Annotated in this window: 24 protein-coding genes; 16 read left to right on the top strand and 8 right to left on the bottom strand. The window is 71.3% G+C overall.

Annotated elements, in window-relative coordinates; all coding sequences use genetic code 11:
• Positions 1 to 10: 10 nt before the first annotated feature.
• Positions 11 to 718 carry a biliverdin-producing heme oxygenase gene (locus tag ACTWQI_RS00370; protein ID WP_443266254.1) on the bottom strand — a complete coding sequence of 236 codons (708 nt, stop codon included), beginning with the start codon at positions 716 to 718 and terminating at the stop codon, positions 11 to 13.
• Positions 719 to 828: 110 nt separating this feature from the next.
• Positions 829 to 1,686, bottom strand: coding sequence for a type I methionyl aminopeptidase (gene map, locus ACTWQI_RS00365; protein WP_443266252.1), 858 nt, complete (start codon positions 1,684 to 1,686; stop codon positions 829 to 831).
• A 67-nt stretch (positions 1,687 to 1,753) separates the two neighbouring features.
• Between map and ACTWQI_RS00360 the strand changes: the two genes are divergently transcribed.
• The 3 genes from ACTWQI_RS00360 to ACTWQI_RS00350 all read left to right on the top strand — a co-directional run bounded on the left by ACTWQI_RS00360 (position 1,754) and on the right by ACTWQI_RS00350 (position 3,915).
• Positions 1,754 to 1,990: a hypothetical protein gene (locus ACTWQI_RS00360; RefSeq protein WP_443266250.1), complete on the top strand. Its 237-nt coding sequence runs from the start codon at positions 1,754 to 1,756 to the stop codon at positions 1,988 to 1,990.
• A gap of 149 nt (positions 1,991 to 2,139) precedes the next feature.
• Positions 2,140 to 3,027, top strand: coding sequence for an RNA polymerase sigma-70 factor (locus tag ACTWQI_RS00355; protein WP_443266248.1), 888 nt, complete (start codon positions 2,140 to 2,142; stop codon positions 3,025 to 3,027).
• 102 nt (positions 3,028 to 3,129) lie between these two features.
• Positions 3,130 to 3,915 carry an SDR family oxidoreductase gene (locus ACTWQI_RS00350; RefSeq protein WP_443266246.1) on the top strand — a complete coding sequence of 262 codons (786 nt, stop codon included), beginning with the start codon at positions 3,130 to 3,132 and terminating at the stop codon, positions 3,913 to 3,915.
• A 134-nt stretch (positions 3,916 to 4,049) separates the two neighbouring features.
• Here ACTWQI_RS00350 and ACTWQI_RS00345 read toward each other — a convergent pair whose 3' ends face one another.
• From ACTWQI_RS00345 to ACTWQI_RS00335, 3 genes are all read right to left on the bottom strand, one after another.
• The gene (locus ACTWQI_RS00345; protein ID WP_443266244.1) at positions 4,050 to 5,363 is read right to left on the bottom strand and encodes an MFS transporter; all 1,314 of its coding nucleotides are present in this window, start codon (positions 5,361 to 5,363) and stop codon (positions 4,050 to 4,052) included.
• 126 nt (positions 5,364 to 5,489) lie between these two features.
• The gene (locus ACTWQI_RS00340) at positions 5,490 to 6,197 is read right to left on the bottom strand and encodes a hypothetical protein (protein WP_443266242.1); all 708 of its coding nucleotides are present in this window, start codon (positions 6,195 to 6,197) and stop codon (positions 5,490 to 5,492) included.
• Positions 6,198 to 6,359: 162 nt separating this feature from the next.
• Positions 6,360 to 7,184 (bottom strand): phytanoyl-CoA dioxygenase family protein, encoded by an 825-nt coding sequence (locus ACTWQI_RS00335; protein WP_443266240.1) that lies wholly within the window; start codon positions 7,182 to 7,184, stop codon positions 6,360 to 6,362.
• Positions 7,185 to 7,357: 173 nt separating this feature from the next.
• Here ACTWQI_RS00335 and ACTWQI_RS00330 point away from each other — a divergent pair, with 173 nt between their 5' ends.
• The 7 genes from ACTWQI_RS00330 to ACTWQI_RS00300 all read left to right on the top strand — a co-directional run bounded on the left by ACTWQI_RS00330 (position 7,358) and on the right by ACTWQI_RS00300 (position 14,022).
• Positions 7,358 to 8,347 (top strand): helix-turn-helix domain-containing protein, encoded by a 990-nt coding sequence (locus ACTWQI_RS00330; protein WP_443266238.1) that lies wholly within the window; start codon positions 7,358 to 7,360, stop codon positions 8,345 to 8,347.
• A gap of 340 nt (positions 8,348 to 8,687) precedes the next feature.
• Complete coding sequence (locus tag ACTWQI_RS00325) at positions 8,688 to 9,791, top strand: sialidase family protein (protein WP_443266236.1); 1,104 nt, start codon at positions 8,688 to 8,690, stop codon at positions 9,789 to 9,791.
• Entirely contained in the window at positions 9,788 to 11,128 is a 1,341-nt protein-coding gene (locus tag ACTWQI_RS00320) for an ABC transporter substrate-binding protein (RefSeq protein WP_443266234.1), read from the top strand. Before ACTWQI_RS00325 ends, ACTWQI_RS00320 begins: the two co-directional genes overlap by 4 nt.
• Positions 11,125 to 12,039, top strand: a complete 915-nt coding sequence (locus ACTWQI_RS00315) for a carbohydrate ABC transporter permease (protein ID WP_443266233.1) — start codon at positions 11,125 to 11,127, stop codon at positions 12,037 to 12,039. Before ACTWQI_RS00320 ends, ACTWQI_RS00315 begins: the two co-directional genes overlap by 4 nt.
• Positions 12,036 to 12,974 carry a carbohydrate ABC transporter permease gene (locus tag ACTWQI_RS00310; RefSeq protein ID WP_443266231.1) on the top strand — a complete coding sequence of 313 codons (939 nt, stop codon included), beginning with the start codon at positions 12,036 to 12,038 and terminating at the stop codon, positions 12,972 to 12,974. The genes ACTWQI_RS00315 and ACTWQI_RS00310 overlap by 4 nt, the downstream gene beginning before the upstream one ends.
• Positions 12,975 to 13,020: 46 nt before the next feature.
• The gene (gene npdG, locus ACTWQI_RS00305; protein WP_443266229.1) at positions 13,021 to 13,761 is read left to right on the top strand and encodes an NADPH-dependent F420 reductase; all 741 of its coding nucleotides are present in this window, start codon (positions 13,021 to 13,023) and stop codon (positions 13,759 to 13,761) included.
• Between the two features lie 90 nt (positions 13,762 to 13,851).
• Positions 13,852 to 14,022, top strand: a complete 171-nt coding sequence (locus ACTWQI_RS00300) for a hypothetical protein (protein ID WP_443266227.1) — start codon at positions 13,852 to 13,854, stop codon at positions 14,020 to 14,022.
• 190 nt (positions 14,023 to 14,212) lie between these two features.
• Here ACTWQI_RS00300 and ACTWQI_RS00295 read toward each other — a convergent pair whose 3' ends face one another.
• Complete coding sequence (locus tag ACTWQI_RS00295) at positions 14,213 to 15,010, bottom strand: site-2 protease family protein (protein WP_443266225.1); 798 nt, start codon at positions 15,008 to 15,010, stop codon at positions 14,213 to 14,215.
• Between the two features lie 213 nt (positions 15,011 to 15,223).
• Positions 15,224 to 16,105 (bottom strand): 3-methyl-2-oxobutanoate hydroxymethyltransferase, encoded by an 882-nt coding sequence (gene panB / locus ACTWQI_RS00290; RefSeq protein ID WP_443266224.1) that lies wholly within the window; start codon positions 16,103 to 16,105, stop codon positions 15,224 to 15,226.
• A gap of 170 nt (positions 16,106 to 16,275) precedes the next feature.
• Between panB and ACTWQI_RS00285 the strand changes: the two genes are divergently transcribed.
• The 3 genes from ACTWQI_RS00285 to ACTWQI_RS00275 all read left to right on the top strand — a co-directional run bounded on the left by ACTWQI_RS00285 (position 16,276) and on the right by ACTWQI_RS00275 (position 19,730).
• Entirely contained in the window at positions 16,276 to 17,895 is a 1,620-nt protein-coding gene (locus tag ACTWQI_RS00285; RefSeq protein WP_443266222.1) for a DHA2 family efflux MFS transporter permease subunit, read from the top strand.
• Positions 17,892 to 18,494: a TetR/AcrR family transcriptional regulator gene (locus tag ACTWQI_RS00280; RefSeq protein WP_443266220.1), complete on the top strand. Its 603-nt coding sequence runs from the start codon at positions 17,892 to 17,894 to the stop codon at positions 18,492 to 18,494. The genes ACTWQI_RS00285 and ACTWQI_RS00280 overlap by 4 nt, the downstream gene beginning before the upstream one ends.
• Before the next feature lie 315 nt (positions 18,495 to 18,809).
• Positions 18,810 to 19,730, top strand: a complete 921-nt coding sequence (locus tag ACTWQI_RS00275; protein ID WP_443267124.1) for an endonuclease/exonuclease/phosphatase family protein — start codon at positions 18,810 to 18,812, stop codon at positions 19,728 to 19,730.
• 87 nt (positions 19,731 to 19,817) lie between these two features.
• Here ACTWQI_RS00275 and ACTWQI_RS00270 read toward each other — a convergent pair whose 3' ends face one another.
• Entirely contained in the window at positions 19,818 to 21,572 is a 1,755-nt protein-coding gene (locus ACTWQI_RS00270) for an NAD+ synthase (protein WP_443266218.1), read from the bottom strand.
• A gap of 159 nt (positions 21,573 to 21,731) precedes the next feature.
• Between ACTWQI_RS00270 and ACTWQI_RS00265 the strand changes: the two genes are divergently transcribed.
• The 3 genes from ACTWQI_RS00265 to glnA all read left to right on the top strand — a co-directional run bounded on the left by ACTWQI_RS00265 (position 21,732) and on the right by glnA (position 25,066).
• Positions 21,732 to 22,439 (top strand): DUF998 domain-containing protein, encoded by a 708-nt coding sequence (locus ACTWQI_RS00265; RefSeq protein WP_443266216.1) that lies wholly within the window; start codon positions 21,732 to 21,734, stop codon positions 22,437 to 22,439.
• The gene (locus tag ACTWQI_RS00260; RefSeq protein ID WP_443266214.1) at positions 22,436 to 23,350 is read left to right on the top strand and encodes an alpha/beta fold hydrolase; all 915 of its coding nucleotides are present in this window, start codon (positions 22,436 to 22,438) and stop codon (positions 23,348 to 23,350) included. The genes ACTWQI_RS00265 and ACTWQI_RS00260 overlap by 4 nt, the downstream gene beginning before the upstream one ends.
• Positions 23,351 to 23,704: 354 nt before the next feature.
• Positions 23,705 to 25,066 carry a type I glutamate--ammonia ligase gene (gene glnA, locus ACTWQI_RS00255; protein WP_443266213.1) on the top strand — a complete coding sequence of 454 codons (1,362 nt, stop codon included), beginning with the start codon at positions 23,705 to 23,707 and terminating at the stop codon, positions 25,064 to 25,066.
• Positions 25,067 to 25,324: the final 258 nt, after the last annotated feature.

Below are 25,324 nucleotides of genomic sequence, written 5' to 3'. Positions count from 1 at the left end.
GCTTCGACAGCTACGCGCTGAGCGGGCCCCTGCTGTTCGGGCCGAAGTGGTCTCCCAGCTCCCTGAACACCGCCGTGTTCAGGGCGAAAGCGCGCTTGCACTCGTCGACCACCCGCTTCTTCTCCAGGTCGTCGAGCGGCAGGGCGTCCAGCAGCTCCCGGTACTCCCGCTTGAAGGCCGCTGGGTTGGCGATGCCCGCGAAGACGTAGAAGCGGACGCCGTCGCCCTTGCGCTCGAAGCCCCAGGTCTTCTCCACGGTGGAGCGGATGATCTGGCCGCCGGAGAGGTCGCCGAGGTAGCGGGTGTAGTGGTGGGCGACATAGCCCGCGGGCCAGTCGCGGGCGACTTCGGTGATGCGGGAGGCGTAGGCCGCGGTCGCCGCCAGCGGCCGGATGGTCGTACGCCAGTCCGCGCGGCCGCCGTGCAGATGCGCGAGGTCGCACTCCAGGGACTGGACGCGCAGCAGCTCGCGGCGGCGGACGAAGGGGCCCGCGACCGGGTCGCCGGCGAGCTGCTCCGCGGCGCCCTCCAGCGCCTGGTAGACGAACCACAGCTGCTCGGTGTAGCGCGCATACGCGTCCACGCCGAGCCTTCCGCCGAGCATGTCGCCCATGAAGGTCGAGTTCTCCGCCTCCACGTGCTGCTCGTGCGAGGCGGTGCGGATGAGCGTGGAGAACGGCGTCGCCGTCTGCGAGGGCGACGGGCTCGATGCGTCCAAGGCGGGCCTCCGGGGACCGATGGAACCGGGACGTGGGAAGGAGGAGCGGCTATGATCCTTCTACTTAGGCTTACCTAAGTCAACCTTCCCGACATCCCGTCGGTAAAACCTTACGGCAGCGTCAGGATCTCTGCACCCGTTTCGGTCACCACGAGCGTGTGCTCGAACTGCGCCGTCCGCTCCCGGTCCTTGGTCACCACCGTCCAGCCGTCGTCCCACATGTCGTGCTCGTACGTTCCCAGGGTCAGCATCGGCTCGATGGTGAAGGTCATCCCGGGCCGCATGACCGTGGTCGCGTGCGGACTGTCGTAATGCGGGATGATCAAGCCGGAGTGGAACGACGCGTTGATGCCGTGGCCGGTGAAGTCGCGGACCACGCCGTACCCGAACCGCTTCGCGTACGACTCGATGACCCGGCCGATGATGTTGACCTGCCGACCCGGCTTGACCGCCTTGATCGCGCGGTTCAGGGCCTCGCGCGTCCGCTCCACCAGCAGCCGCGACTCCTCGTCGACGTCCCCGCACAGATACGTCGCGTTGTTGTCGCCGTGCACCCCGTGGATGTACGCGGTGACGTCGAGGTTCACGATGTCGCCGTCGCGCAGCACCGTCGAGTCCGGGATCCCGTGGCAGATGACCTCGTTGATCGAGGAGCACAGGGACTTCGGGAAGCCCCGGTAGCCCAGGGTCGACGGGTACGCCCCGTGGTCGCACATGAACTCGTGGGCGACCCGGTCCAGTTCGTCCGTGGTCACGCCGGGAGCGATGTGCTTGGCGGCCTCTGCCATCGCCTGCACAGCGATCCGTCCGGCGATGCGCATGCGCTCGATCGTTTCGGCATCCTGCACCTCGGACCCGGTGTACGGGGCCGGGGCGTCCTTCCCGACGTACTCGGGGCGCGGGATGGAAGCGGGCACGGAACGGGTGGGGGACAGCGTCCCCGGGGCGAGAAGCGACTGGCTGGACATGTCAGCGAGTGTATCGAGGCCCGTTCGGGCAGCATGGCGGCAGAGAGGCGGAGAGAGGAGCACCACCATGGCCCTGTTCAAGAAGAGAACGGTCGGCAAACCCGGCGAGTGGTACTACTGCCTCCAGCACCGGAAGGTCGAGGAGGGGCCGGAGTGCCCCGCGAAGGACCGCATCGGCCCGTACGCCACCCGCGCCGAGGCCGGGAACGCCCTACAGACGGCCGCCGAGCGGAACCTGCAATGGGAGAACGACCCCCGCTGGCACGACGCGCCGCCCTCCGGGCGGAACGCGGACGAGACCTGAGGCCGGGTCGGCCTCCGCCGGAGGTCGGCCCCCGCTGTCGTAGCCGACCCCTGCTCGGCTGCCCGGCAACCCTAGGGGGTGTCTTATGGATCGTGCCGGGATCGCGGGGCCCCAACCGGCCCGCCGGAGCGTTCTGGCAGGGTGAACGCATGACGTCCACGCCCGCCGAGGAGTTCGAGGCCCACCGTCCGCGTCTGTTCGGCCTGGCCTACCGGATGCTCGGCTCCGCCGAGGAGGCCGAGGACGCGGTCCAGGACGCGTATCTGCGCTTCAGCCGCGCCGACCGTACGGCCATCGAGGCGCCCGCCGCCTGGCTCGCCAAGGTCGTCACCAACCTCTGTCTCAACCGGCTGACCTCGGCCCGCGCGCGGCGCGAGAGGTACGTCGGGACCTGGCTGCCGGAGCCCGTGGTCACCTCGGACGGTTCGCTCGGTCCGCTGGAGTCGGTCGAGCAGCGGGACGCCGTGTCCCTGGCGATGCTGGTCCTGCTGGAGCGGCTGACGCCCACGGAGCGGGCCGTGTACGTGCTGCGGGAGGCGTTCGCGTACGGGCACCGCGAGATCGCCAGCGTGCTCGGGTTGAGCGAGGCCAACTGCCGTCAGTTGCACCGGAGGGCGGTGCAGCGGATCGATGCGGCCGAGAGCCGCTTCGCGGCCGCGCCCGAGCGGCAGGAAGAGCTCGTGAGGACGTTCATCACGGCTGCCCGGGTGGGTGACCTCGCCGGTCTGGAGAAGCTGCTCGCGGCCGATGTGACCTGGTGGAGCGACGGCGGCGGCAAGGTCAGCGCGGCCCGGCGGCCCGTCGAGGGGCGCGAGAAGGTGGTCCGCTTCCTCGTGGGCCTGTCCGAGCGTTTCCTGGCGGGGGTGGACTTCACGCTCGCCGAGGTCAACGGCGCGCCCGCAGTGCTCGCCCGGTCGGATGGCACGCTGCTGGGGGTGGTCGCGTTCGATTACCGCGACGGGGTGATCTCCGCGGTGCGGGCTGTGGTGAACCCGGACAAGCTGGACTTCGTACGGCGTCAGCTCGCGCGTCCATAGGGCGTCCGTAGGCCTGTCACATTCCGCGCGGGCTGCCCGGTCCTGGTTGATGAGGGGGGTGCTCCGCCCGGGAGCGCCCGGCGTCCGAAGGGGCTGAACAGCATGACCACGATCCTGGTGACCGGCGGCACCGGAACGCTCGGCCGGCTCGTCACCGAGCGGCTGCGGGCCGGGGGTACCGCCCAGGCCGGAGGGTCTGGGGGAGGGCATGAGGTGCGGGTGCTCAGTCGGCACGCGCAGCCGTACGCCGTCGATCTGCGCGAGGGCGGCAGCGGCCTGGACGCGGCCGTCGCGGGCGTGGACACGATCGTGCACTGCGCGAGCTCGCCGCGCGGAGGCGACGAGCAGGCGGCCGCACATCTCATCGCGGCGGCACGCCGCGCCGGCGTGGGTCATCTCGTCTACATCTCGATCGTCGGCGTCGACCGGGTGCCGTTCGGCTACTACCGGACCAAGCTCGCCGTGGAGCGGCTGATCGAGGAGTCGGGACTCGGCTGGACGGTGCTGCGGACGACGCAGTTCCACGACCTGGTCGTCATGGTCCTGCAGGCCCTGTCCAAGCTTCCCGTGCTGTTCCTCCCGGCGGGGGTCAGGGACCAGCCCGTGGAGGTGGCCGAGGTCGCCGGCCGTCTTGCCGAGCTGGCGGTGGGCGCGCCCGCCGGCCGGGTGGAGGATATGGGCGGCCCCGAGGTGCGGACGTTCCCGGAGCTGGCCCGCGCGTATCTCAAGGCCACGGGGCGCAGGCGGGCCGTCGTGAGCGTGCCCCTGTTCGGCAAGGCGTACCGGGGGTTCCGCTCGGGAGGCCACCTCACACCGGAACGGGCCGTCGGCAAGGGCACGTTCGAGGAGCACCTGGTGGCACGGTTCGGTGGCGGGTACCGGAGGTGAGAGACCGGGCCGGTGGCCGTGGGCCAGCCCGCGACCCCGGCAAGATCCACAAGACGCCCCTAGGCCACGTCCGGACGCGGTCACCCGCGCCGGGGAGCAGACCGTCACCGGCTCCGACTCGGCCCGTGCAGTCGCTACGCGGCGGCGGCGCGCGCCTCCCGCCGTCGCTCTCGCATCCGCACCGCGTGCGGATCCGTCCGCGCGTCGTAGGCCATCAGCTTCGGCAGCGCGAGGGCCAGCAGCCCGACGCAGCCGACGCACGCCAGACCTCCTGCCCAGACCGACGCCCGTACGCCGGTGAGCGCGGCCATGCCGCCTGCCCGGACCTGCCCGAGCTGCGGTCCGACCGAGTACGACAACAGCTCGATGCCCGCCAGCCGGCCGCGCAGCTCGTCCGGGATCGTCTGGTTCCACATCGCGGAGCGGAAGATGCCGCTGACCATGTCGCAGCCGCCCGCCGCGGCCAGGAAGAGCAGCACCAGCCAGACGTTGTGCATCCAGCCCGCCGCCGCCATGGCCAGGCCCCAGCCCGCCGCGGCGAGCACCACCATCCGGCCGTGCCGGTGGATCTGCGATGTCCAGCCACTGGTCAGACTGACCGCGAGCGAGCCGACCGACCCCGCGGCGTACATCATTCCCAGCGCCCACGGCGCGTCCAGCTCGTCCGCGAGGAACGGGAAGATCGCGGTCGGGTAGGCGAAGAACATCGCCGCCAAGTCGACGGTGTATGTCCCGAGCAGCTCCTTACGGCGCCAGGCGTAGCGCGCGCCCGCCACGATCCCGCGCAGCGACGGCTTCTCCGCGTCGCGCGACGCGGGCGACGGGGCCACCTGGAAGCCCAGCGCGACCGACACCGCGAACGAGAGGGCGTCCAGCGCGTACGCCCACTCCAGCCCGGCGAAGGCGATGATCAGGCCGGCCAGCGACGGACCCGCGATGGCCCCCACCTGCCAGCGCAGTGAGTTCAGCGCGGCGGCGGCGGGCAGCTGCTCATGCGGGACGATCCGCGGAACGATCGCGTCCAGAGCCGGGCGCTGCAGCCCGGTCAGCGCGCTGACACCGGCTGCGACCACGTACAGCGGCCAGATCATGGGGTGCGGCAGCAGGGTGTTGGCGAGCAGGATCAGGGACAGCAGGCCGAGCGCGGCCTCGGTCCAGAGGATCAGCTTCCGCCGGTCGAGCGCATCGGCGAGCGCGCCGCCGTACAGCCCGAACACGATCAGCGGTACGAGCTCGACAGCCCCGATCGCGCCGACCGCAAGCGTCGAGCCGGTCAGCTCCTTGATCTGCAGCGGTACGGCGACGAAGCTCAGAAAGCTGCCGAAGACGGTGACGACGCCCGCGCACCACATCAGCCGGAAGTCACGCGAGGACCGCCACGGGGCGAGATCGGGCAGCAGCCGCCGGGTCGGCTCGGGCGGCGATGGGGGGTGGTCGGATTCGGTCACGGACGACCATGCTCCGCGGCAGTCGGCCTCCTGGGCAAAGGATTTTGGGCCGGCCCCATCCCGGAGGCCCCGGCCCCGGCACCCGGACCCACCGGGTACCGCGGTAGGGCCGTACGCCGTACGGCCCTACCAGCGCAGTGGAGGCGGCGCCGTCAGCTGTTCGGCGAGTCGGGAGAGCCGGTCCCGGAACCGGTGGCGGCTGCGCGGCGAGGGCAGCCGGTTCTCCCCGGCCGCCGCACTGACCAGGTGCTGCACGGTGTCGAGCCCGATCTCCGCACCGGGCCCGGAGCCGGGGCCGAGCGCTCCGGCGTCGGGCCCCGTGCCGTGTCCTGCCCCGGGCAGGACACGGCCCTGCCCCGCGGCCTGCGCCGGAGGCGCAGTGCCGCCCGGCACCGCCAGCGCGTCGTGGGCCAAGGCGTGCAGATCCCGGTCCCCGCCGTCCAGCGCGAGTACGGTCGCGCCCGCCCGCCGCGCGTCGTGCACGCGCTCCAGCAGTCCCTCGCCCGGCCGGTCCGGCGTCACCACGAGCACGGTCTCGCCGCGCCGCGCCGCCTCGATCCTGCCCAGTCCCACGGCCAGGTGCGCGGGCTCGCCGCGCCGCACCCGGTGGCGTACGAGCGTGGGGGACAGCTCCGGAAGTCCGGACCAGGCGGCCTCGTCGTCCAGGTGCGCTGCCAGATGCCATGGCTCGTACTCCTCGCTGCCCACCAGCAGTAGGCCGCCGCCGTGCGGCTGCAGCGAGGTGCGCAGTGCCCCGGCGAAGCGCCGGGTGGACTCCAACCACTCGGTTCCGGCGAGCACTTCGCGCAGCAGCGCGACTCGTACCGCGTCCATGGCGGGGCATCCTGCCGCACGCCCGCCGGCGGGCGTGCGGCGGTTGCGCGCCCTTCACCCGTACGGACACCGCGACGCCCGCCCGGGGGCGTCAGTGTGATCCGGGCCCGGACGTCTGTGCGGTTCCGGGCCCGGACGTCGGTGCCCGGCCGGGCCCGGATGTCAGTGCGGTCCGGAGCTCTCGAACTCCGTGCCGCACGGGCCCGCACCGGCGCTCTCGTCGAGGTGCACCCGGTCACCGCCCATCGAGATCGTCCGGTACCAGCTTCCGATGCGAATGGTCGAACGCCCCACGTAGTGGCAGATGAAGGAACGCCGGAAGCGGTCCGTCGTGCGGTTGGGGCCCGAGCCGTGTACGAGGCTGCCGTTGAAGAACAGCACGTCGCCCGGCGCCATGTCGACCGGCACCGGTTCGAGCCCCGGGGGCGGTGGCACGTACTCCCGGACGAAGGACAGCGCCGGGTCGGCCTCCTCGGGGCAGAACACGTCCATGCGGTGGGTCCCCGGAACCACCTGGAGGCCGCCGTTCTCCCGGTCGATCTCGTCGCAGGCGATCCAGGCCGCGATGCAAGTGCCGGGCTCGACGCGCAGATAGAAGTTGTCCTGGTGGAGTGCCTGGCCGCGGGCACCGGGGGGCTTGAAGTAGAACATGCTCTGCGCGGCGAGCGGCTCCTCGCCGAACAGGACCTCGAGGATTGCCCTCAGCCGTGGGTCGAGCAGATACCGCAGGGCCGGCCCGTTCACCTCGTGCGGGTGCATCACCCGTGGGTACGCGCGCAGTGGGTCGTACGGCTCACCGGGCTCCTGGGGCCCGGGCTCGAAGTGCCCGGGGATCCGCCCCGCGGCGTGCAGCGCCATGAACGCTGCGCACAGCTCCGCCATCTCCGCCGGGCCGAACAGCCCGTGGACGACCGTGAAGCCGTGCTCCTCGAATCGCTGCCGGACGGCCTCCGGGCGGACGGTTACGCTCCTGCGCGTGATGTCCATGCGGACCTCCTTCCGGTCGGCGGCGGTGCCGGACTCGCGTCGTGCCGACTCGGGTCGTGCGGGATTCCCGGACGCGGGTCGTGCCCGACGCCCGGACTCGGGTGGAGCCGGACGCACTCGGGTGGAGCCGGACTCGTTAGTCCTGACGCTAGGCCCGTATCCGATGCGAGGGGATGTCCGTGAGCGCTGAGGACCTGATGGATTCTGCTGCGGTTGCCCGGAGTGGTGCGGCAGCCGGGAGCACGCCGTCACCGCCCGCCGAGGTCCTCCTGGCCGGCTGCTACGACGAACGCCCCGGGTACGCCGTGCACCGGCCGCGCGGTTCGGAGAGCTGGCTGGTCACCTGGACAGTCGCCGGCCGGGGGCGGGTCCGGCAGGGCGGCGCGGAGACCGATGTGCGCGCGGGCGACGTGGTCGCTCTCGGCCCGGACGTGCCCCATGACTACGCGGTCGCGCCCGGTGCCCACCGCTGGGCCTTCTGGTGGGTGCACTGCCAGGCCCGGCCTTCGTGGCACGCGTGGCTCGGGCCGTACGAGCTCGGTGACCGGCTGTATGCCATCTCACCCGTACCGCCATCCGTCCGGCCGCGCATCGACGCGGCCATGCGCCGGTTGCACGCCGACGCCCGCTGGTCGGGGGACGGCGCGCCGCCGGAGCCGCTGCCCGCGACCTCGCCGACGGCCCCGCCCCGCTTCCGGGCCGTGGCTGCTCAGGGGGCGGCCATACGGGAGCTGGCGCTCGGCGGGGTCGAGGAGGCGCTGCTGCTCGCGGCCGTGGCCGCCGGAACCGCCCGTGCGGACGCGGCCGGCGAGGTGGACCCGCGGGTGCGCCGGGTGGAGGCCCTGATCGCCGCGGATCCGGCCGCCGCCCACACGGTGGCGTCCCTCGCCGCCCAGGTGGCGCTGTCGCCGTCCCGGCTGGCGCACCTTTTCTCGGCGCAGTTCGGCCGTACGCCGATGCAGGTGGTGCGTGACGCGCGGCTGCGGCACGCGGTCCGGCTCCTGGAGGTGACGGACCTTACCGTCGACCGGGTGGCCGCCGCGTCGGGGTTCGCGAGCCCGTTCCACTTCAGTCGCGTCTTCCGGGCCCGGTTCGGCGCACCGCCCGGTGCGTACCGAAGTCTCCTTCGCCGGAGGGGAGATCTGACCTTGGCGTCAGAGTGAACCCAACCGGGAGACTCCCGGCGCCCCTGCTCCGGAGCGCCCCTCCGAATCTCCCCTCCGAATCTCCCCGCTCCGGGAACATCCCGTCCCGGGGCACCCCGTTCCCGGAGGCCTCGCTCTCGGAGTGAGATCTCCCGATAGGCAGGCCGCGTTCCGGAGTGTCTGTCAGCTGTTGTTCACCCGGCGTTTGGGTGCGGAAGACCTTGTTGGCCTTCCGGATAACGCACTATGTCCGGTGCCTTGACGGCCCCTCAGGCGCTCCTTATGGTCGCCGACAGGACAAAGGACGTCCTACGTCCGGTCATGGGGACTCGTATGCAATGGAGCATCGGGAGGGCGAATGGCGGTCCACGTGGCCTCACCTCAGGTCTCCGTCCCCTTCCGCGCGGGGACCGGGGGATACGCCGGCTACCGGATTCCGGCCGCGGTCACCGCGCCCGACGGGACCGTCCTGGCCTTCGCCGAGGGCCGCGTCGACTCGGTTGCCGACTTCGGCGACATCGACGTCGTTCTGAGGCGGTCCACGGACGGCGGCCGCACGTGGGGCCCGCTCCAAGTCGTGGCGGAGAACGGTGACGACACCGCCGGGAACCCCGCGCCCGTGGTTCTGGACAGCGGCCGGATCGTCCTCGTCCAGGTACGGAACGCCGCCGACGCGACCGAGCGGCGGATCCGCGAGGGCAAGGTCCCGGCCGCCGACGGACGCCGGGTGTGGGTGCAGCACAGCGACGACCACGGCCGGAGCTGGAGCGGCGCCCGCGAGATCACCGCGGCGGTCAAGAAGCCGACCTGGCGCTGGTACGCCACCACCCCCGGCCACGCGATCCAGTTACGGCACGGCCCGCATGCCGGGCGCATCGTGGTGCCCGGCAACCACTCCGCCGCTCCCTCCGGCTCCGACACCGGCGCCGAGGGCAAGTACGACGGCAGCCACGCCCTCCTCAGCGACGACGGCGGGCAGAGTTGGCGGATCGGCTACACCGACAGCAAACCCAACGGCTACATCAACGCCAATGAGACGACCGCCACCGAACTCCCCGACGGCCGGATCTACTTCAACTGCCGCAACGACTCCCCGGCGCCCGGCACCCGCGCCGACGCCTACTCCCGTGACGGCGGCGAGACCCTCGAGAAGCCCTTCCGCCCGCAGGCCGGGCTGACCGGGCCGGTCGTCGAGGGCAGCGTGCTCCACCTCGGCAGCCCCGACGTGCTGCTCTTCTCCGGGCCGGCCGATCCGGGCTTCCGTGCCCTGATGACGGTACGGGCCAGCCACGACCGTGGTGTGACCTGGCAACCGGTGCACACCGTCGACGGCCTCCCCGCCGCCTATTCCGACCTCGTACGCATCGACGGCACAGGCGTCGGACTCCTTTACGAGACCGGTGACTTCAGTGCCTACTCCACCATCACCTTCCGCCGGATCCCCGTTGAGGAGCTGTCATGAGTTCGTATGGCCCGCATGGCCTGGACCGCCGTACCGTCCTCGGCGGAGCCGCGGCCGTGGCCGCAGGTCTCGCCCTCGCCGGCTGCGGCGACTCCGACGACAGCGGTGAGAAGAAGCCCGCCGCGCGCAAGAAGGGACAGAAGGTCACGCTCACCTTCTGGTCCTGGGTGCCGGGCATCGACAAGCCGGTCGATCTGTGGAACAGCAAGAACCCCGAGGTACAGATCAAGCTGGAGAAGGTGTCGGCGGTCAACGGCGCGCAGTACGCCAAGATGCACGCCGCCATCAAGGCGGGCAACCCGCCGGACCTCGGCCAGGTCGAGTACCCCGTGGTGCCGAGCTTCCTGCTCGACAACGGACTCCTCGACCTCACGAAGTACGGCGCCGCCGACGTCAAGGGCAAGTTCGAGGGCTGGCAGTGGCAGCAGAGCGTCTTCGGCGACGGGGTCTTCGCGATCCCGCAGGCGTCCGGGCCGATGGGCCTGTTCGTCCGCCAGGACCTCTTCGACAAGTGGGAGGTCGAGACCCCGCAGACCTGGGACGAGTACGAGGCCGCCGCCAAGGCGATCCGTAAGAAGGACGCCTGGATCGAGACGTTCGCGCCGACCAACGGCAACCGCTTCGCGGGGTACGCCTGGCAGGCCGGGGCGCGCTGGTTCGGCGTCGAGGGCGACTCCTGGACGGTCACCATCGACGACGAGCCGACCGGGCGTGTCGCCGACTATTGGGAGTCCCTGGTCAGGCAGAAGCTCATCAAGACCATCCCGGACCGGCAGAACGCCTGGTACAAGGACATCCAGACCGGCGACATGGCCGCCTGGGTCGGTGCCAGCTGGGGTGACGCACTGCTGGTGGGCAACGCACCGAAGACGTCCGGGAAGTGGCGGGTCGCCCAGCTGCCGCAGTGGAAGAAGGGCGACAACGCCTCCGCCAACTGGGGCGGCTCCACCACCGCGGTCTTCCGCGCCTCCAAGTACCCGCAGGACGCGATGGACTTCGCCGTCTGGCTCAACACCGACCCCGAGTCGATAAAGCTTCTCATCGACGGCGGCTATGGCTGGCCCAGCGCCAAACAGGGCTGGACGAACGGCGATATGGAGGGCCAGCGGGACTTCTTCGGCGGGCAGAAGTACAGCGAGGTCTTCGAGGCGGCCGGCAAGGCGGTGGACACCAGTTGGCAGTGGGGGCCGGCGGTGGACACCCTCTACCAGCGGTTCGGCGACGCCTTCACCGCGGCGATCGGTGACGGCAGTTCCTTCCGGTCCGTGCTGAAGAAGGTGCAGCGGCAGACTGTCGAGGACCTCAAGGCCAAGGGGCTGAAGGTGGAGACCGGGTGAGAGGGCTCACCCGTAGCGAGGCCCGCAACGCCCGCGCCGCCGCAGGCTTTCTGCTGCCCTTTCTCGCACTCTTCCTGCTCTGCTTCGTCGCGCCCATCGGCTATGCGATCTACGAGAGCCTGCTGAAGGTCGAGCGGTCCGGGCCGCTCGGCCTCGGCGGCGGCCCCAAGGAGGTCTTCGCGGGCCTCGACAACTACGTCCAGGCACTGCAGAACGAGGGCTTCCTGGCCGGGTTCGGGCGGGTGCTGCTCTTCGGTGCCGTGCAAATCCCGCTGATGATCGCGCTCGCCACGGCGCTGGCCCTGCTGCTGGAGGCCGCGTCGGCACGCTGGGTGGGCTTCTTCCGCACGGCCTTCTTCCTGCCGTACGGGGTGCCCGGCGTCATCGCCTCGATCCTCTGGGGATTTCTGTACGTACCGGGGATCAGTCCCTTCGTCGAGATGGCCGACACGGTCGGCTGGGAGCTGGACTTCCTGTCCCGCGGCACCGTCCTGTGGTCCATCGCCAACATCGTCACCTGGCAGTTCACCGGCTACAACATGCTGGTCCTGGTCGCCCAGCTGAAAGCCGTACCGGGCGAGCTGTACGAGGCCGCGCGGATCGACGGTGCGAGCGTCTGGCAGGTCGCCCGGCACGTCAAACTGCCGCTGATCAGGCCCGCGCTCGTGCTCACCACCGTCTTCAGCATCATCGGCACGCTCCAGCTCTTCGCCGAGCCCATGGTGCTCCGGCCGCTGACCAACACCATCGACTCCGGCTACACCCCCAACCTGCACGCCTACAACGAGGCGTTCACCAGCAACAACCAGCACGCCGCGGCTGCGGAGGCGGTGCTGCTCGCGCTCGTCGCCTGCGCGCTGTCCTTCGGTTTCCTCCGGATGGTCGGACGGCGGGGGAGGGACGGCGAGTGACGCTGCTGACCGAGGGCAGGACCCCCGAACCTCCCGAGCCCGCCCCAGCACGTAAGACCGGCGGGCGCACCCGTGCGAGCCGGGGTGCCGGCCCCGGTGAACCGCCGCTGCGGTACCGCATCATCACGGTCTCGCTGCTCGCCGTCACCGCCGTCTACTTCCTCGTGCCCGTCTACTGGCTGGTCGTCTCGGCGACGAAGAACACCGGTGACCTCTTCGGCACCTTCGGCTTCTGGTTCGCCGACCCGCATCCGCTCCAGTACCTCGGCGACGTGCTGACCTACGACCACGGGATCTACGTCCGCTGGTTCGGCAACAGCCTGCTCTACGCGGGGGTGGGGGCCGTCGCCGCCACGCTGCTCGCGGCGGCCGCCGGTTACGCGCTGGCGAAGTTCCCCTTCCCCGGCCGCGATGGCATCTTCAACGTCGTCCTCGCCGGGGTCCTCATCCCCGGCACCGCGCTCGCCCTTCCGCTCTATCTGCTCTTCAGCGAGATGGGCCTGGCCAACACCTACTGGGCGGTGCTCATCCCGAGCGTCGTCAGCCCCTTCGGCGTCTATCTGTGCCGGATCTACGCGGCCGCGGCCGTCCACGACTCACTGCTGGAAGCGGCCCGGATCGACGGCGCGGGCGAGATGCGGATCTTCACCACGCTGGCACTGCGGCTGATGACACCGGCGCTCGTCACCGTCTTCCTGTTCCAGTTCGTGCACATTTGGAATAACTTCTTCCTTCCGCTGGTGATGCTCTCGGACTCCGGCCTCTATCCGATCCAGCTCGGCCTGACCGGCTGGCAGGGGTACGCGGACCGCCAGCCGGAGCTGTACCAGTACACGGTGGGCGGCGCCTTCCTCTCCGTCGTGCCGCTGATGATCCTGATGGGAGTGCTCCAGCGGTACTGGCGGACCGGCCTGACCGAGGGCAGCGTGAAGTGACGAGGGCCACGTGAAGTGACCGGAGGCGGCCTGGCAGGATCGCCGTATGACGACATCTGATCCCGCAGCCGGCACGCCGCAGACTCCCACGCCGCAGACTCCGCAGAAAGCTCCCGCCAAGGACCCGTGGGACCTCCCGGACGTATCCGGCCTGGTGGTCGGGGTGCTCGGCGGCACCGGCGACCAAGGGCGCGGGCTGGCCTACCGGCTGGCCAAGGCCGGGCAGAAGGTGATCATCGGCTCTCGGGTGGCCGAGCGCGCGCAGACCGCCGCCGGTGAGCTCGGCCTCGGCATCGAGGGCGCGGACAACGCCGAGTGCGCGCGGCGCAGCGATGTCGTGATCGTCGCCGTGCCGTGGGACGGACATGCCAAGACCCTGGAGGCCCTGCGCGAGGAACTCGCGGGCAAGCTGGTCGTCGACTGCGTCAATCCGCTCGGCTTCGACAAGAAGGGCGCCTACCCGCTCAAGCCGGAGGAGGGCAGCGCCGCCGAGCAGGCCGCGGCCCTGCTTCCCCAGTCGCGCGTGACCGCGGCGTTCCACCACCTGTCCGCCGTCCTGCTGCAGGACGAGTCGATCGACGAGATCGACACCGATGTGCTGGTGCTCGGCGAGGCGCGGGCGGACACCGATCTGGTGCAGGCGCTTGCCGCCCGAATCCCGGGCATGCGGGGAGTCTTCGCCGGCCGGCTGCGCAACGCCCACCAGGTGGAGTCCCTGGTGGCCAACCTGATCTCGATGAACCGCCGCTACAAGGCCCACACGGGGCTGCGCGTCACCGACGTGTAGGCCGGCGCGGGGCGTGCGGGACAATGGCCGGGAGCGCAGGTCGGTCGTACGGCCTCGTTCCCCGAGCTCCCGGACAGAAAGCCGACCCTCATGCCCCGCCTCGCCCTGTTCGCCTTCGCCGTCTGCGTGCTGGCCGTCGCCGCCGCGGTCATCTCCTTCGTGCGGGGCAGTTGGCTCGGCATCGTCTGGATCATGATGGCCGGCGTCTCGTCGAACCTGGCCTGGTTCGCCCTGCGCAAGGCAAAGGCCGAGCGCGCTTAGCGCGCGGCAGGCTTCAGCGCACCGACCGAGGTCGTCTCGGCACCTCCCGGCCATCCGGTGGGTTAGCGCCTGGGCATCTCCCTGGGGGTGGGGTTCCCCTGCGGCGCACCGGTGGTGCCCGTTGGCCCGACGGTCCGGGGAGGTCCTCCACGGGGGAGGTATCCGGCGGAGTGCACCCGGAGGGCGCCGCCTACGCGGCGAACGGCAGTTGAGGTTCGCCCTGCCAGAAGCGGAACCACTCCTGGCCGAGGAAGGTCTCGAGTTCCGTCACGCCGAGCCCCCGCAGGATTGCGTGGACCGCGTCGAAGAACACCTGGCTGATCTCCGGCACCCACAGCAGCCCGAACACCGCGATCAGCCCGAACGGCGCGAACGGCTCCACCTGCCGCCGCACCTTGTACGACAGCCACGGCTCGATCACGCCGTAGCCGTCCAGGCCCGGCACCGGCAGGAAGTTCAGGAGCGCCGCCGTCACCTGGAGCAGGGCGAGGAAGGCGAGTGCGCACCGGAAGGCCACCGGGACGTCCCGCATCGTGCCGAGCCAGAAGGGTGCCGTGAGCGCCACCGCGAGCAGCGCGTTGGTCAGCGGTCCCGCCGCCGAGATCAGGCTGTGCTTCCAGCGCCCTCGGATCCGCCGGTGCTCGATGAACACCGCACCGCCCGGCAGCCCGATCCCACCCATGATCACGAAGAGGACGGGCAGCACGATGCTCAGCAGCGCATGGGTGTACTTCAGCGGATTGAGGGTGAGATAGCCCTTCGCGCCGATCGAGATGTCACCGCCGTGCAGTGCGGTGCGCGCATGCGCGTACTCGTGCAGGCACAGCGACACGATCCAGGCGGCGGTGACGAAGAGGAAGACGGCGACGCCGGTGTTCGCCGCGAAGTCCGTCCACACCGCCCAGCCGGAGACCGTCATGACGGCGACCAGCCCGAGGAAGACGGGGCTGATCCGGCGCTCGCTGCGTCGGCTGATGGCGGTCGTCATGCAGTGGTACTCCTGTGCGTCGGGACGGACGAGCCCGGGTCCGGGCAGGGGCATCCCGACCGTACAGGGGGCGCGAGGAGAACGTCTCGCGGGCCGCCGGGAGTTCCACCGCCGACGGAGGAAGATCGGCGGGCTGCCGGCTGGGGTGGGGGCTTATCCGGCTGGGACCCGGCGGGCCGCATCAGGCGTCGATCGCCCGCCGGGCGTGCCCGGTCAGTGGAAGCTGTGTTCCTCGGCGGGGTACGCCCCGCCGACGACGTCCTCGGCGAACGCCTTCGCCGCGCCGCTGAGCGCCTCGCGCAGCTGCGCGTACTGCTTGACGAACCGCGGCAGTCGGCCGCTGGTCATGCCCGCCATGTCCGTCCATACCAGGACCTGGGCGTCACAGTCCGGGCCGGCGCCGATGCCGACGGTCGGAATGTGCAGCGAGCGCGTGACCTCGGCGGCCAGCTCGGCCGGTACGAGTTCGAGGACGACCGCGAACGCACCGGCGTTCTGCACCGCCTTGGCGTCCCGCAGCAGCTGCTGGGCGGCCTCCTCGCCGCGCCCCTGCACCGGGTAGCCGCCGTACGCGTTGACGGACTGCGGGGTGAGGCCGACGTGTGCCATCACGGGGATGCCTGACTGGACCAGCAGCTCGATCTGATGGGCGGACCGCTCGCCGCCCTCCAGCTTCACCGCTCCGACGCCCGCGTCCTTGACCAGCCGGGTGGCGTTGCGCAGCGCCTGGACCGGACCCTCCTGGTACGAGCCGAAGGGCAGGTCGCCGATGATCAGCGCGCGCTTGGTGCCGCGGACCACCGCCGCCGACAGCATGGTGACCTCGTCCATGGTGACCGGGACGGTCGACTCGTAGCCCAGGTGACAGTTGCCCATTGAGTCGCCGACCAGCATGACCGGGATGCCCGCCTCGTCGAAGACGGATGCGGTCATCGCGTCGTAGGCGGTGAGCATGGGCCACTTCTCGCCGCGCTGCTTGGCGGCGGCGATGTCGCGGACGGTGATGCGCCGGGTGCCCGTACCCCCGTACAGCGTCTTCCCGCTGTCGGCCTTCCGGCCGCTGGATGCATTCTGGGCAGGCGAAACGTGCGTCATTGCAACGGCTCCTTCGTCATCTCGAGGCGCCCTCACGGCGTCCCCGGACCAGCTCCATGGTGGCACCTGCCGCCGCACCCGAAAAGGGGCCTCGTCACAGGACTCGTCACAGAAGGATCCGCATCGATACGGAACGGCACCGTATCGAAACCGACCGTAGGCTGCCGCGTATGGCGACTCCCCCCGGTGCACCCGCCGCCCGAACCGTCCCCGAGGCCGTCCACCGACGCCGCTGGCTCATCCTGGTCGTGCTGATGTTCAGCCTGCTGATGGTGGTGCTGGACAACTCGATCCTGAACGTGGCGCTGAAGACGATCGCCACCCCGCCGCCCACCGGCCTCGGCGCCACGCAGAGCCAGCTGGAGTGGGCGGTCAGTGCCTACACCCTGGTCTTCGCGAGCCTGCTGTTCACCGCGGGGCTGCTGGGCGACCGGCTCGGCCGCAAGAAGGTCCTCCTCTTCGGCATGGCCGTCTTCGGCATCGGCTCCACGCTGGCTGCCCAGGCGGGGGCGCCCGCTGAGCTCATCGCGTTCCGGGCCGTGATGGGTTTCGGCGGCGCCCTGGTGATGCCCGCCACGCTCGCCATCCTCGTCAACGTCTTCGAGCGCGACGAGCAGCCCAGGGCCATCGGCTTCTGGGTCGGCAGCGTGGGCGTGGCCGTCGCGGTCGGCCCCGTCACCGGTGGCCTGCTGCTCGAGCACTTCTGGTGGGGCTCGGTCTTCCTGATCAATGTCCCGGTCGTCGTCGCGGGGCTGATCGCGATGGCGCTCCTCGTACCGGATTCCCGGGACCCCGCGCCCGGTCGCCTCGACCCGGTCGGCGTCCTGCTGTCCATCGTCGGTCTGGTGCTGCTCGTGTACGGGATCATCACCGGCGGCCGGTTCGGCGACTTCACCGCCCCTCAGGTGGTGTCCACGATCGGCGGCGGGCTCGTCGTGCTGCTCGCCTTCGTGCTGTACGAGAGGCGCAGCGACCACCCGGCCATGGATGTGACCTACTTCCGCAACCCCGCCTTCTCGGCCGCCGTCGGCGCCGTCGCGCTGGTCTTCTTCGCCCTCATGGGCGTGACCTTCTTCACCGCTTTCTACACGCAGAGCGTGCGCGGCTACACCCCGCTCCAGACCGGGCTGCTCATCCTGCCGCTCGCCGTTGCACAGCTGGTGTTCGCGCCGCGCGCCCGTCTCGTCGTCGCACGGTTCGGCGCCCGCGCCGTGTGCGCCTGCGGCATGCTCCTGCTGGCGGTGACCCTCTCGGGCTACCTGCTGCTCGACCGGTCCACTCCGATCTGGGTGCTGGAGGTGCTGCTCTTCCTCCAGGGCGCGGGCATGGCGCACACCATGCCTCCCGTGACCACATCGATCATGCAGTCCCTGCCCAGGGAGAAGGCGGGCTCGGGCTCGGCGATCAACACCACCTTCCGGCAGCTCGGCGGCGCGCTCGGGGTCGCCGTCCTGGGTTCCGTGCTGTCCGCCGCCTACCGCGGGAGCATCGACGGCGACCTCGCGGCGCTGCCGGCCCGGGAACGGCACGCGGCGGGTGAGTCGATCGAGGCGACCCGCGCCGCAGCCGAGCGGCTGGGGCCGGCGGGCAGGGCGCTGACCGGCACCGCGAACGACGCCTTCGTCCACGCCATGCACATCACGGTCGTCGTCGCGTCCGTCGTGGCGCTGGCCGGCGCGGTGGTGGTCGCGCTGTTCCTGCCGGGGCGTCCGCGGACCGGCGGCGCGGCCGACGAGGGCCGGACGTCGGCCGGCGCGGGGCTGCCCCGTACGGGAGGCGAGGAGCGGTGAGCGCGGCCGGGCGCCGCGGGCGTCCGCGCAGCGCCGCCGTCGACGCGGCGATCGTCGAGGCCGTGCTGCGGCTGCTGGAGCACGGCGCCACGGTGGCGGAGCTGTCGATCGAACGGATCGCCCGCGAAGCCGGGGTCGGCAAGGCCACCGTCTACCGGCGCTGGCCGGGCAAGGAGGCGCTGCTGCTCGACGCCCTGCGCTCCCTCGATCCGCGGACCCCGCGGCCTGCCGGGGCGTCGGTCCGCGACGACCTGGTGCTGCTGCTGGAGTTCCTGCGCAGGAGCGGCCTGGCCAAGCGGTCGTCGGCGGTGCTGCGCGCCGTCGTCACCGAGGTCCGGTCACACCCCGGGCTGTGGCGGGAGTATCAGGACACGGTCCTGCGGGCCCGGCGGGAGTCGGTGCACGAGGTGCTGCGGCGCGGTATCGCGTCCGGCGAGATCCGCGCCGACGCGGACGTCGAGCTGCTCGCGGACCTGTTCGTCGGGCCGATGCTCGCCCGGGTCGTCCTGCACGAGTGGCAGGAACTCCCGGAGGGGCTGGCCGAGTCCATCGTGGACAGCGTGCTCGAAGGGGTGCGTCCCCCGCAGGATCCTCGGTGACCTGCAGGGCTCCCGGGCCCGAGGTGCAGCCGGCGCCGGCCTGCGTCCGGGTTCTGTCACAGCGGAACGCATCTCGGCGCGAACCGGAACCCATGCCGCTGCCGTCCTCGTCCTCGTAGGAGACCAGCCGCCCAGGCGGCAAGGAAACCCACTGGTCATCGCCTAGGGTTCGGGGGAACGGGGACCAGCGGCGTGCGAGGCAGCGAGGAACGGTAGATGGTGCAGGCGTACACGACGGATACGGGACACGGCGGCTTGAACCCTGAGCGGAGCCCTTCCCGCGCCCGGCGCCTGCTGGGCCGGCATGTGAGAGGAATGTGGCGGCGGGGGATCGTCCTCGCGTTGCTCGCCCTCGTGCTGGCGGGGCTGATGGCCTTCCACTCCGAGGTCCCCAACACGGTGGGCAACCTCGGCAGCCTGCTGGAGACCTTCCTGCCGTGGCTGGCTCTCGGCATCCCGCTGCTGCTCCTGTTCGCCCTGCTGCGCCGTTCGGCGACCGCGCTCGTCGCGCTGGTCCTGCCGTCCCTGGTCTGGCTGAACCTCTTCGGCGGGCTCGTCACCGAGAAGGCGATCGGGACTCCGGGCCACCTCACCGTGGCCACCCACAATGTCAACGCCGAGAACCCCGACCCCGCGGGTACGGCGCGTGACGTCGCGGCCTCGGATGCCGACGTCGTGGCGCTGGAGGAGCTCACGGGCGATGCCATGGCGACGTACGAGAAGGCGCTCGCGGGCACGTACCGGTACCACTCCGTCCAGGGCACGGTCGGGATCTGGAGCAAGTACCCGCTGCGCGACACCCGCCCCGTCGGCATCAAGCTGGGCTGGATCCGGGCGCTGCGCACCACGGTCGGGACCCCCCAGGGGCAGGTCGCGGTGTACGTCGCCCATATGCCATCGGTACGGGTGAAGTTCAACGCCGGCTTCACGGCGGGGCAGCGGGACGACAGCGCGGCCGCGCTCGGGGACGCCATCGCGGGGGAACGGCTGGACCGGGTCGTGCTGCTGGGCGATCTCAACGGGACCATGAACGACCGGTCGCTGGCTCCGGTGACCTCACAGATGCGGTCCACGCAGGGCGCGGTGGGCGACGGCTTCGGCTTCAGCTGGCCCGCGTCGTTCCCGATGACCCGGATCGACCAGATCATGGTGCGGGGCATGGAGCCCGTGAAGTCGTGGTCGCTGCCGAGGACCGGCAGCGATCATCTGCCGGTCGCAGCGTCGGTCGAGCTGTAGCCGCGCCCTGACAGGGGCCCGACAGGTGCCGGAAAGGTGCCGGATCGGCTGAGCCCGGGCCTCACCGTCGGAGACCCGGGTGGGCCGTCAGATGTGCTCGCGCCAGCGGTTGGTGATCGGGAGACGGCGGTCCTTGCCGAAGCCCTTCGCCGAGATCTTCGTGCCCGGCGGGTACTGCCGTCGCTTGTACTCGGCCCGGTCGACGAGCAGCAGCACGCGGGCGACGGTCTCCGGGTCGAATCCGGCAGCGACGATCGCGTCGCGTCCCTGGTCCCGGTCCACATAGAGGTCGAGGATCGCGTCGAGGACCTCGTAGTCCGGGAGGGTGTCCGTGTCGACCTGGCCGGGGCGCAGCTCGGCGCTGGGTGGCTTGGTGATCGAGTTCTCGGGGATCGGGGGTGTCTGGCCGCGCTGCTCGGCGGACCGGTTGCGCCACGTCGCCAAGCGGAAGACCGAGGTCTTGTAGACGTCCTTGATCGGGCCGAACGCGCCGACCGAGTCGCCGTAGAGCGTGGAGTAGCCGACGGCGAGCTCGGACTTGTTGCCCGGCGCGAGCACGATGTGGCCCTCCTGGTTGGAGATGGCCATCAGCGTCGTCCCGCGCAGCCGGGACTGGAGGTTCTCCTCTGCCAGACCCGTGAGCTTCAGCGAGTCCAGGTACGCGTCGAACATCGGGCCGATGGGCACCGTGCGGAAGTGCAGGCCGGTACGGCGGGCGAGTTCGGCGGCGTCGTCCCGGGAGTGCTCCGAGGAGTAGCGGGACGGCAGGGATACGCCGTACACGTTCTGCGCACCGAGCGCGTCGCACGCGATGGCGGCCGTGAGCGCCGAGTCGATGCCGCCGGACAGGCCGATGAGGACGCTGCGGAAGCCGTTCTTGGCCACATACGCCCGCAGACCGACGACCAGTGCCGAGTAGACCTCCTCGTCGTCGTCGAGCCGGTCCGCGTAGCCGCCGGTGAGCTCGGGCTCGTAGGCCGGGAGCGGGTCGGCGGACAGCGTCACGTGGTCGACGCGCAGGCCGTCGTCGACGATGCCGTCGGGGACGGGCCCCGCGGCGGGCAGGTCAAGATCGATCACCACACAGCCCTCGGCGAACTGCGGGGCCCGAGCGATCACTTCGCCGTCGGGGGCGACCACGATCGAGTCCCCGTCGAAGACCAGCTCGTCCTGGCCGCCGATCATCGCGAGGTAGGCGGTGGTGCAGCCCGCCTCCTGGGCGCGCTTGCGGACGAGCTCCAGGCGGGTGTCGTCCTTCTCGCGCTCGTACGGGGAGGCGTTGATGGACAGCAGCAGCCCCGCACCGACGGACCGGGCGGCGGGCACGCGGCCGCCCTCCTGCCACAGGTCCTCGCAGATGGCGAGGGCGACGTCGACGCCGTGCACCCGGATGACCGGCATGGTGTCGCCGGGCACGAAGTAGCGGAACTCGTCGAAGACGCCGTAGTTGGGAAGGTGGTGCTTGGCGAAGGCCAGGGCGACCTCGCCCCGGTGCAGGACCGCCGCCGCGTTCTGCGGTGCCCCGGCCGGGAGGCCGTACCGCGGCTGGGTCTTCTCGGTGGCGCGGTCCAAATAGCCGACGATCACCGGCAGCTCGCCCAGGCCCTCGGACTCCAGGCGCCGGGCCAGCGCGTGCAGCGTGGCGCGCGAGGCCGCCACGAAGGACGAGCGCAGGGCGAGGTCCTCCACGGGATAGCCGGTCAGCGCCATCTCGGGGAAGGCCACGAGATGGGCCCCCTGCTCGGCCGAGTGCCGGGTCCAGTGCACGATCGTCTCGGCGTTTCCGGCGATGTCGCCGACGGACGAGTCGATCTGATTCAGGGCGACGCGAAGTTGAGGCACGTGGTCAGTGTAATCGTCTGTCTGACGCGATGTCCCGGCCGTGCAGTGTGGCCCCTCCCACGCCTGGGCGGCCGTTCCACGCCTGGGGCACCCGGCCGGTCCCACGGTCGCCGCTCCACCCCGCCACCACGGCCCGGCCCGGATTAGCATGGCGCCACTATGCCGTCCGGTCTCCCGAGGCTGATCGCCGTCCTTCTCGCGCTCGCCGTGGTCGCCTATACGACCTGGGCGGCGGAGGTCGTCGTCGCCACCGGCCTGGACCCCGTACGGGCGTACGTCAGTGAACTCGCCGCGACCGACCAGCCGCTCGGCGAGCTCTTCCGCGCCACCGACCTGATCGCCGGGCTGCTCGTCCTCGCCGCCGCCGTGCTGGCGCTCCTGCGGCCGGTCCGCCGCCCCTGGGCCACTGCCGGCTGGGCCGCGCTCGCGCTCTTCGGCGCGGCCACCGTCGCCGACTCCCGGCTGCCGCTGAGCTGCGCCCCGACCGTCGACCCCGCGTGCGCGGCCCGCGAGAGCGCCGGGCTGGTGCCGGTCGCCCACGCCGCGCACGCCGTCACCAGCACCCTCGCGATGGCCGGAGCGCTCGCGGCGGTCGTCGCGCTGACCGTCGCCGCCCGCCGCTACGGCTGGTGGCCCCCGGTCGCCCGCTGCGGCCCCCCGCTCGCCGCGCTGACCCTGCTCGCCACGGTATGGACGCTGGCCGCCGTGGCCGCCTTTCAGGCGGGGGAGGGGAACTGGGCGCTGGGGGCGGGGCAGCGGGTCCAGCTGCTGCTGCTCGCGGCGTGGATCGCCCTGCTGGCGTACGGCGTCGGCCGGGCAGAGCGCACCGGTGGCCAGGTCGGCGCCGCGGGACGGGACCGGCCATGAGCCGCGCCCCGAACGGTACGACCCGCGTCCCGGGTCGGATGCTGCGCATCCGCGGCGTCCCCACGCATGTGCTGTGCGAGGGCGAGGGGCCCGTATGCGTGCTCAGCGGCGGGCTGGGCAGCAGCTGGTTCGACTGGGACCCGGTCGTGCCGCTGCTGGCGCCCAGCCGCACGGTGGTCCGCTTCGACCGTCCCGGCCTCGGCCTCAGCGCGCCGGACCCGCGCCCGCCCACCGCCGTCGGGGAGGCCCACCGCATCCTGGGCGTCCTCGACGCCCTCGGTCTGACCGGCCGCTGCACGGTCGTCGGCCACTCCCTCGCCGGATTCCACGCCGAGGCGTTCGCCCGGCTCCACCCGGACCGGACGGACGGCCTCGTGCTGATCGACACCAGTGTCGAGGAGGACGCCCTGCCGCCGGTCGTGCCGGTCGGCCTGCGGATCGGCGCCGCGCGTCTGCTCGCCACCGCGCTCTCCGCCGCCGGGCTGCCCCGCGCGCTGGGGCGCACCGCCCGGCGCGCGGCCGTCCGGACCGCGACCGTCCGGCATCGCGAGCCCGCGGACGAGGAGTTCGTACGCCGCTGCTACCGCACGAGCCGGGTCCTCCATGCCGGGCTGCTCGAGAACGCGACGTACCCGGACCTCGCCGCGGAGCTGGCCGAGCTGCGCGCCCGGCACCGGCTGCCCCCTGTCCCGGTCACCGTCCTCGCGGCGTACGCCGCGGGCGAGTCGCGCCGCGAGCTGCGCTGGCTCGAGCGCCAGCGACGGCTCGCCGCACAGCTGGGCGGGGAGTTCCGGATCTCCGCACCCTCGGGGCACCTGCTGATGATGGACGACCCCGCGGCTGTGGCCCGCGCGGTCCTGGGCAGCGGGCCCCGCCTGGGCCAGGACGGCGGCCGGGAGGGTCTGGCCTGAGGCCGCGGGCCGTGCCGGGACCTCCGGAGCGTACGAGCAGCGGGCCCCGCAGGCAGCCGGGCGGTGACCGATCACCTGGCCGGTGTCCGGAGCGTCCCTTACCATGACCATGAAGCTCCCGCACCCCTACCGGAGTTCGTGACCAGCGGCTCGTCACTTATGTTGTGGGCCGCCTGCGGTGGTCGGGCTGCGGTGGGGCGGTCGGAGTCCGGACGAGGGCCGAGTGCGCGGATGCGAAACGCCCTCGAAACGGAGTGGAGCCATACTGGTGTGCCCCGGGTGATGTCCCGAGCTTGCTGCGCGAGCGGCCTGATCAGCTCCTGACCTGCGGTTACGTGTAAGGGATAGGTAGTTATGGATAAGCAGCAGGAGTTTGTGCTCCGTACGCTCGAAGAGCGCGACATCCGCTTCGTCCGCCTGTGGTTCACCGATGTGCTCGGCTTCCTGAAGTCGGTCGCCGTGGCCCCCGCGGAGCTCGAGCAGGCCTTCGACGAGGGCATCGGCTTCGACGGCTCGGCCATCGAGGGTTTCGCCCGGGTCTACGAGTCCGACATGATCGCCAAGCCCGATCCGAGCACCTTCCAGATCATCCCGTGGCGCGCCGAGGCCCCCGGCACGGCCCGGATGTTCTGCGACATCCTCATGCCGGACGGATCGCCCTCGTACGCGGATCCGCGGTATGTCCTCAAGCGCATCCTGGCCAGGACCTCCGACCTCGGGTTCACCTTCTACACGCACCCCGAGATCGAGTTCTTCCTGCTCAAGGACAAGCCGGTGGACGGCTCCCGGCCCATTCCCGCCGACTCCTCCGGCTACTTCGACCACACCCCGCAGAACGTGGGCATGGACTTCCGCCGCCAGGCGATCACCATGCTCGAGTCCATGGGCATCTCGGTGGAGTTCTCCCACCACGAGGGCGCCCCGGGCCAGCAGGAGATCGACCTGCGGTACGCGGACGCGCTGTCCACCGCCGACAACGTCATGACCTTCCGGCTCATCATGAAGCAGGTGGCGCTCGAGCAGGGGGTCCACGCGACGTTCATGCCGAAACCGTTCTCCGAGCACCCCGGCTCGGGCATGCACACCCACCTCTCGCTCTTCGAGGGCGACCGCAACGCCTTCCACGAGTCGGGCGCCGAGTACCAGCTGTCGAAGGTCGGCAAGTTCTTCATCGCCGGTCTGCTGCGCCACGCGGGCGAGATCTCCGCCGTGACGAACCAGTGGGTCAACTCCTACAAGCGCATCTGGGGCGGCTCCCAGCGCACGGCGGGCGCGGGCGGCGAGGCCCCCTCGTACATCTGCTGGGGCCACAACAACCGCTCGGCGCTGGTCCGGGTGCCGCTGTACAAGCCCGGGAAGACCGGGTCGACGCGCGTCGAGGTGCGTTCCCTCGACTCCGGGGCCAACCCCTACCTGGCGTACGCGGTGCTGCTCGCCGCCGGGCTCAAGGGCATCGAGGAGCAGTACGAGCTCCCGGCGGGCGCCGAGGACGACGTGTGGGCGCTGTCCGACTCCGAGCGCCGCTCGCTGGGCATCGAGCCGCTGCCGCAGAACCTGGGCGAGGCCATCGCGCTCATGGAACGCAGCGAGCTGCTCGCCGAAACGCTCGGTGAGCACGTCTTCGACTTCTTCCTGCGCAACAAGAAGCAGGAGTGGGAGGAGTACCGCTCCGAGGTCACCGCCTTCGAGCTGCGCAAGAGCCTCCCGGTGCTGTAACCGCAGGTCAGCACCGGCATCGCAGCTCTACGGCACTCCGGGCCGACGGTCTCGAACCGTCGGCCCGGAGGCGTCTTTAGTCGCTCTGGGCCGCCTGTGGGCCGTCTATGGACCGACCGTCGGCTCTCCGGCTGACTGAGCTGAGGACTGCGGAGACGCTGCCGTAGACGACACGGCGGTACGACGACGCGGGTACGGCACGTTCCAGCTCGCTCAGCCAGTCCCTGATGTGGCCAGGCTGGAACGAGCCGAGCGGGC

It is taken from the genome of Streptomyces sp. KR80, assembly GCF_052245555.1.
In the GTDB taxonomy this organism is placed as follows: Bacteria; Actinomycetota; Actinomycetes; order Streptomycetales; family Streptomycetaceae; genus Streptomyces.
This window is presented reverse-complemented; position numbering and strand designations above follow the sequence as displayed.

What these genes read in the sequence shown, in the direction of transcription:
- ACTWQI_RS00295 (WP_443266225.1), bottom strand. Translation starts at nt 15,010, where the DNA reads ATGACGACCGCCATCAGCCGACGCAGCGAGCGCCGGATCAGCCCCGTC.
- npdG (WP_443266229.1), top strand. Translation starts at nt 13,021, where the DNA reads ATGACGACATCTGATCCCGCAGCCGGCACGCCGCAGACTCCCACGCCG.
- ACTWQI_RS00330 (WP_443266238.1), top strand. Translation starts at nt 7,358, where the DNA reads ATGTCCGTGAGCGCTGAGGACCTGATGGATTCTGCTGCGGTTGCCCGG.
- ACTWQI_RS00325 (WP_443266236.1), top strand. Translation starts at nt 8,688, where the DNA reads ATGGCGGTCCACGTGGCCTCACCTCAGGTCTCCGTCCCCTTCCGCGCG.
- panB (WP_443266224.1), bottom strand. Translation starts at nt 16,105, where the DNA reads ATGACGCACGTTTCGCCTGCCCAGAATGCATCCAGCGGCCGGAAGGCC.
- ACTWQI_RS00320 (WP_443266234.1), top strand. Translation starts at nt 9,788, where the DNA reads ATGAGTTCGTATGGCCCGCATGGCCTGGACCGCCGTACCGTCCTCGGC.
- ACTWQI_RS00300 (WP_443266227.1), top strand. Translation starts at nt 13,852, where the DNA reads ATGCCCCGCCTCGCCCTGTTCGCCTTCGCCGTCTGCGTGCTGGCCGTC.
- ACTWQI_RS00360 (WP_443266250.1), top strand. Translation starts at nt 1,754, where the DNA reads ATGGCCCTGTTCAAGAAGAGAACGGTCGGCAAACCCGGCGAGTGGTAC.
- ACTWQI_RS00340 (WP_443266242.1), bottom strand. Translation starts at nt 6,197, where the DNA reads ATGGACGCGGTACGAGTCGCGCTGCTGCGCGAAGTGCTCGCCGGAACC.
- ACTWQI_RS00275 (WP_443267124.1), top strand. Translation starts at nt 18,810, where the DNA reads ATGTGGCGGCGGGGGATCGTCCTCGCGTTGCTCGCCCTCGTGCTGGCG.
- ACTWQI_RS00260 (WP_443266214.1), top strand. Translation starts at nt 22,436, where the DNA reads ATGAGCCGCGCCCCGAACGGTACGACCCGCGTCCCGGGTCGGATGCTG.
- ACTWQI_RS00350 (WP_443266246.1), top strand. Translation starts at nt 3,130, where the DNA reads ATGACCACGATCCTGGTGACCGGCGGCACCGGAACGCTCGGCCGGCTC.
- ACTWQI_RS00285 (WP_443266222.1), top strand. Translation starts at nt 16,276, where the DNA reads ATGGCGACTCCCCCCGGTGCACCCGCCGCCCGAACCGTCCCCGAGGCC.
- ACTWQI_RS00355 (WP_443266248.1), top strand. Translation starts at nt 2,140, where the DNA reads ATGACGTCCACGCCCGCCGAGGAGTTCGAGGCCCACCGTCCGCGTCTG.
- glnA (WP_443266213.1), top strand. Translation starts at nt 23,705, where the DNA reads ATGGATAAGCAGCAGGAGTTTGTGCTCCGTACGCTCGAAGAGCGCGAC.
- ACTWQI_RS00335 (WP_443266240.1), bottom strand. Translation starts at nt 7,184, where the DNA reads ATGGACATCACGCGCAGGAGCGTAACCGTCCGCCCGGAGGCCGTCCGG.
- map (WP_443266252.1), bottom strand. Translation starts at nt 1,686, where the DNA reads ATGTCCAGCCAGTCGCTTCTCGCCCCGGGGACGCTGTCCCCCACCCGT.
- ACTWQI_RS00265 (WP_443266216.1), top strand. Translation starts at nt 21,732, where the DNA reads ATGCCGTCCGGTCTCCCGAGGCTGATCGCCGTCCTTCTCGCGCTCGCC.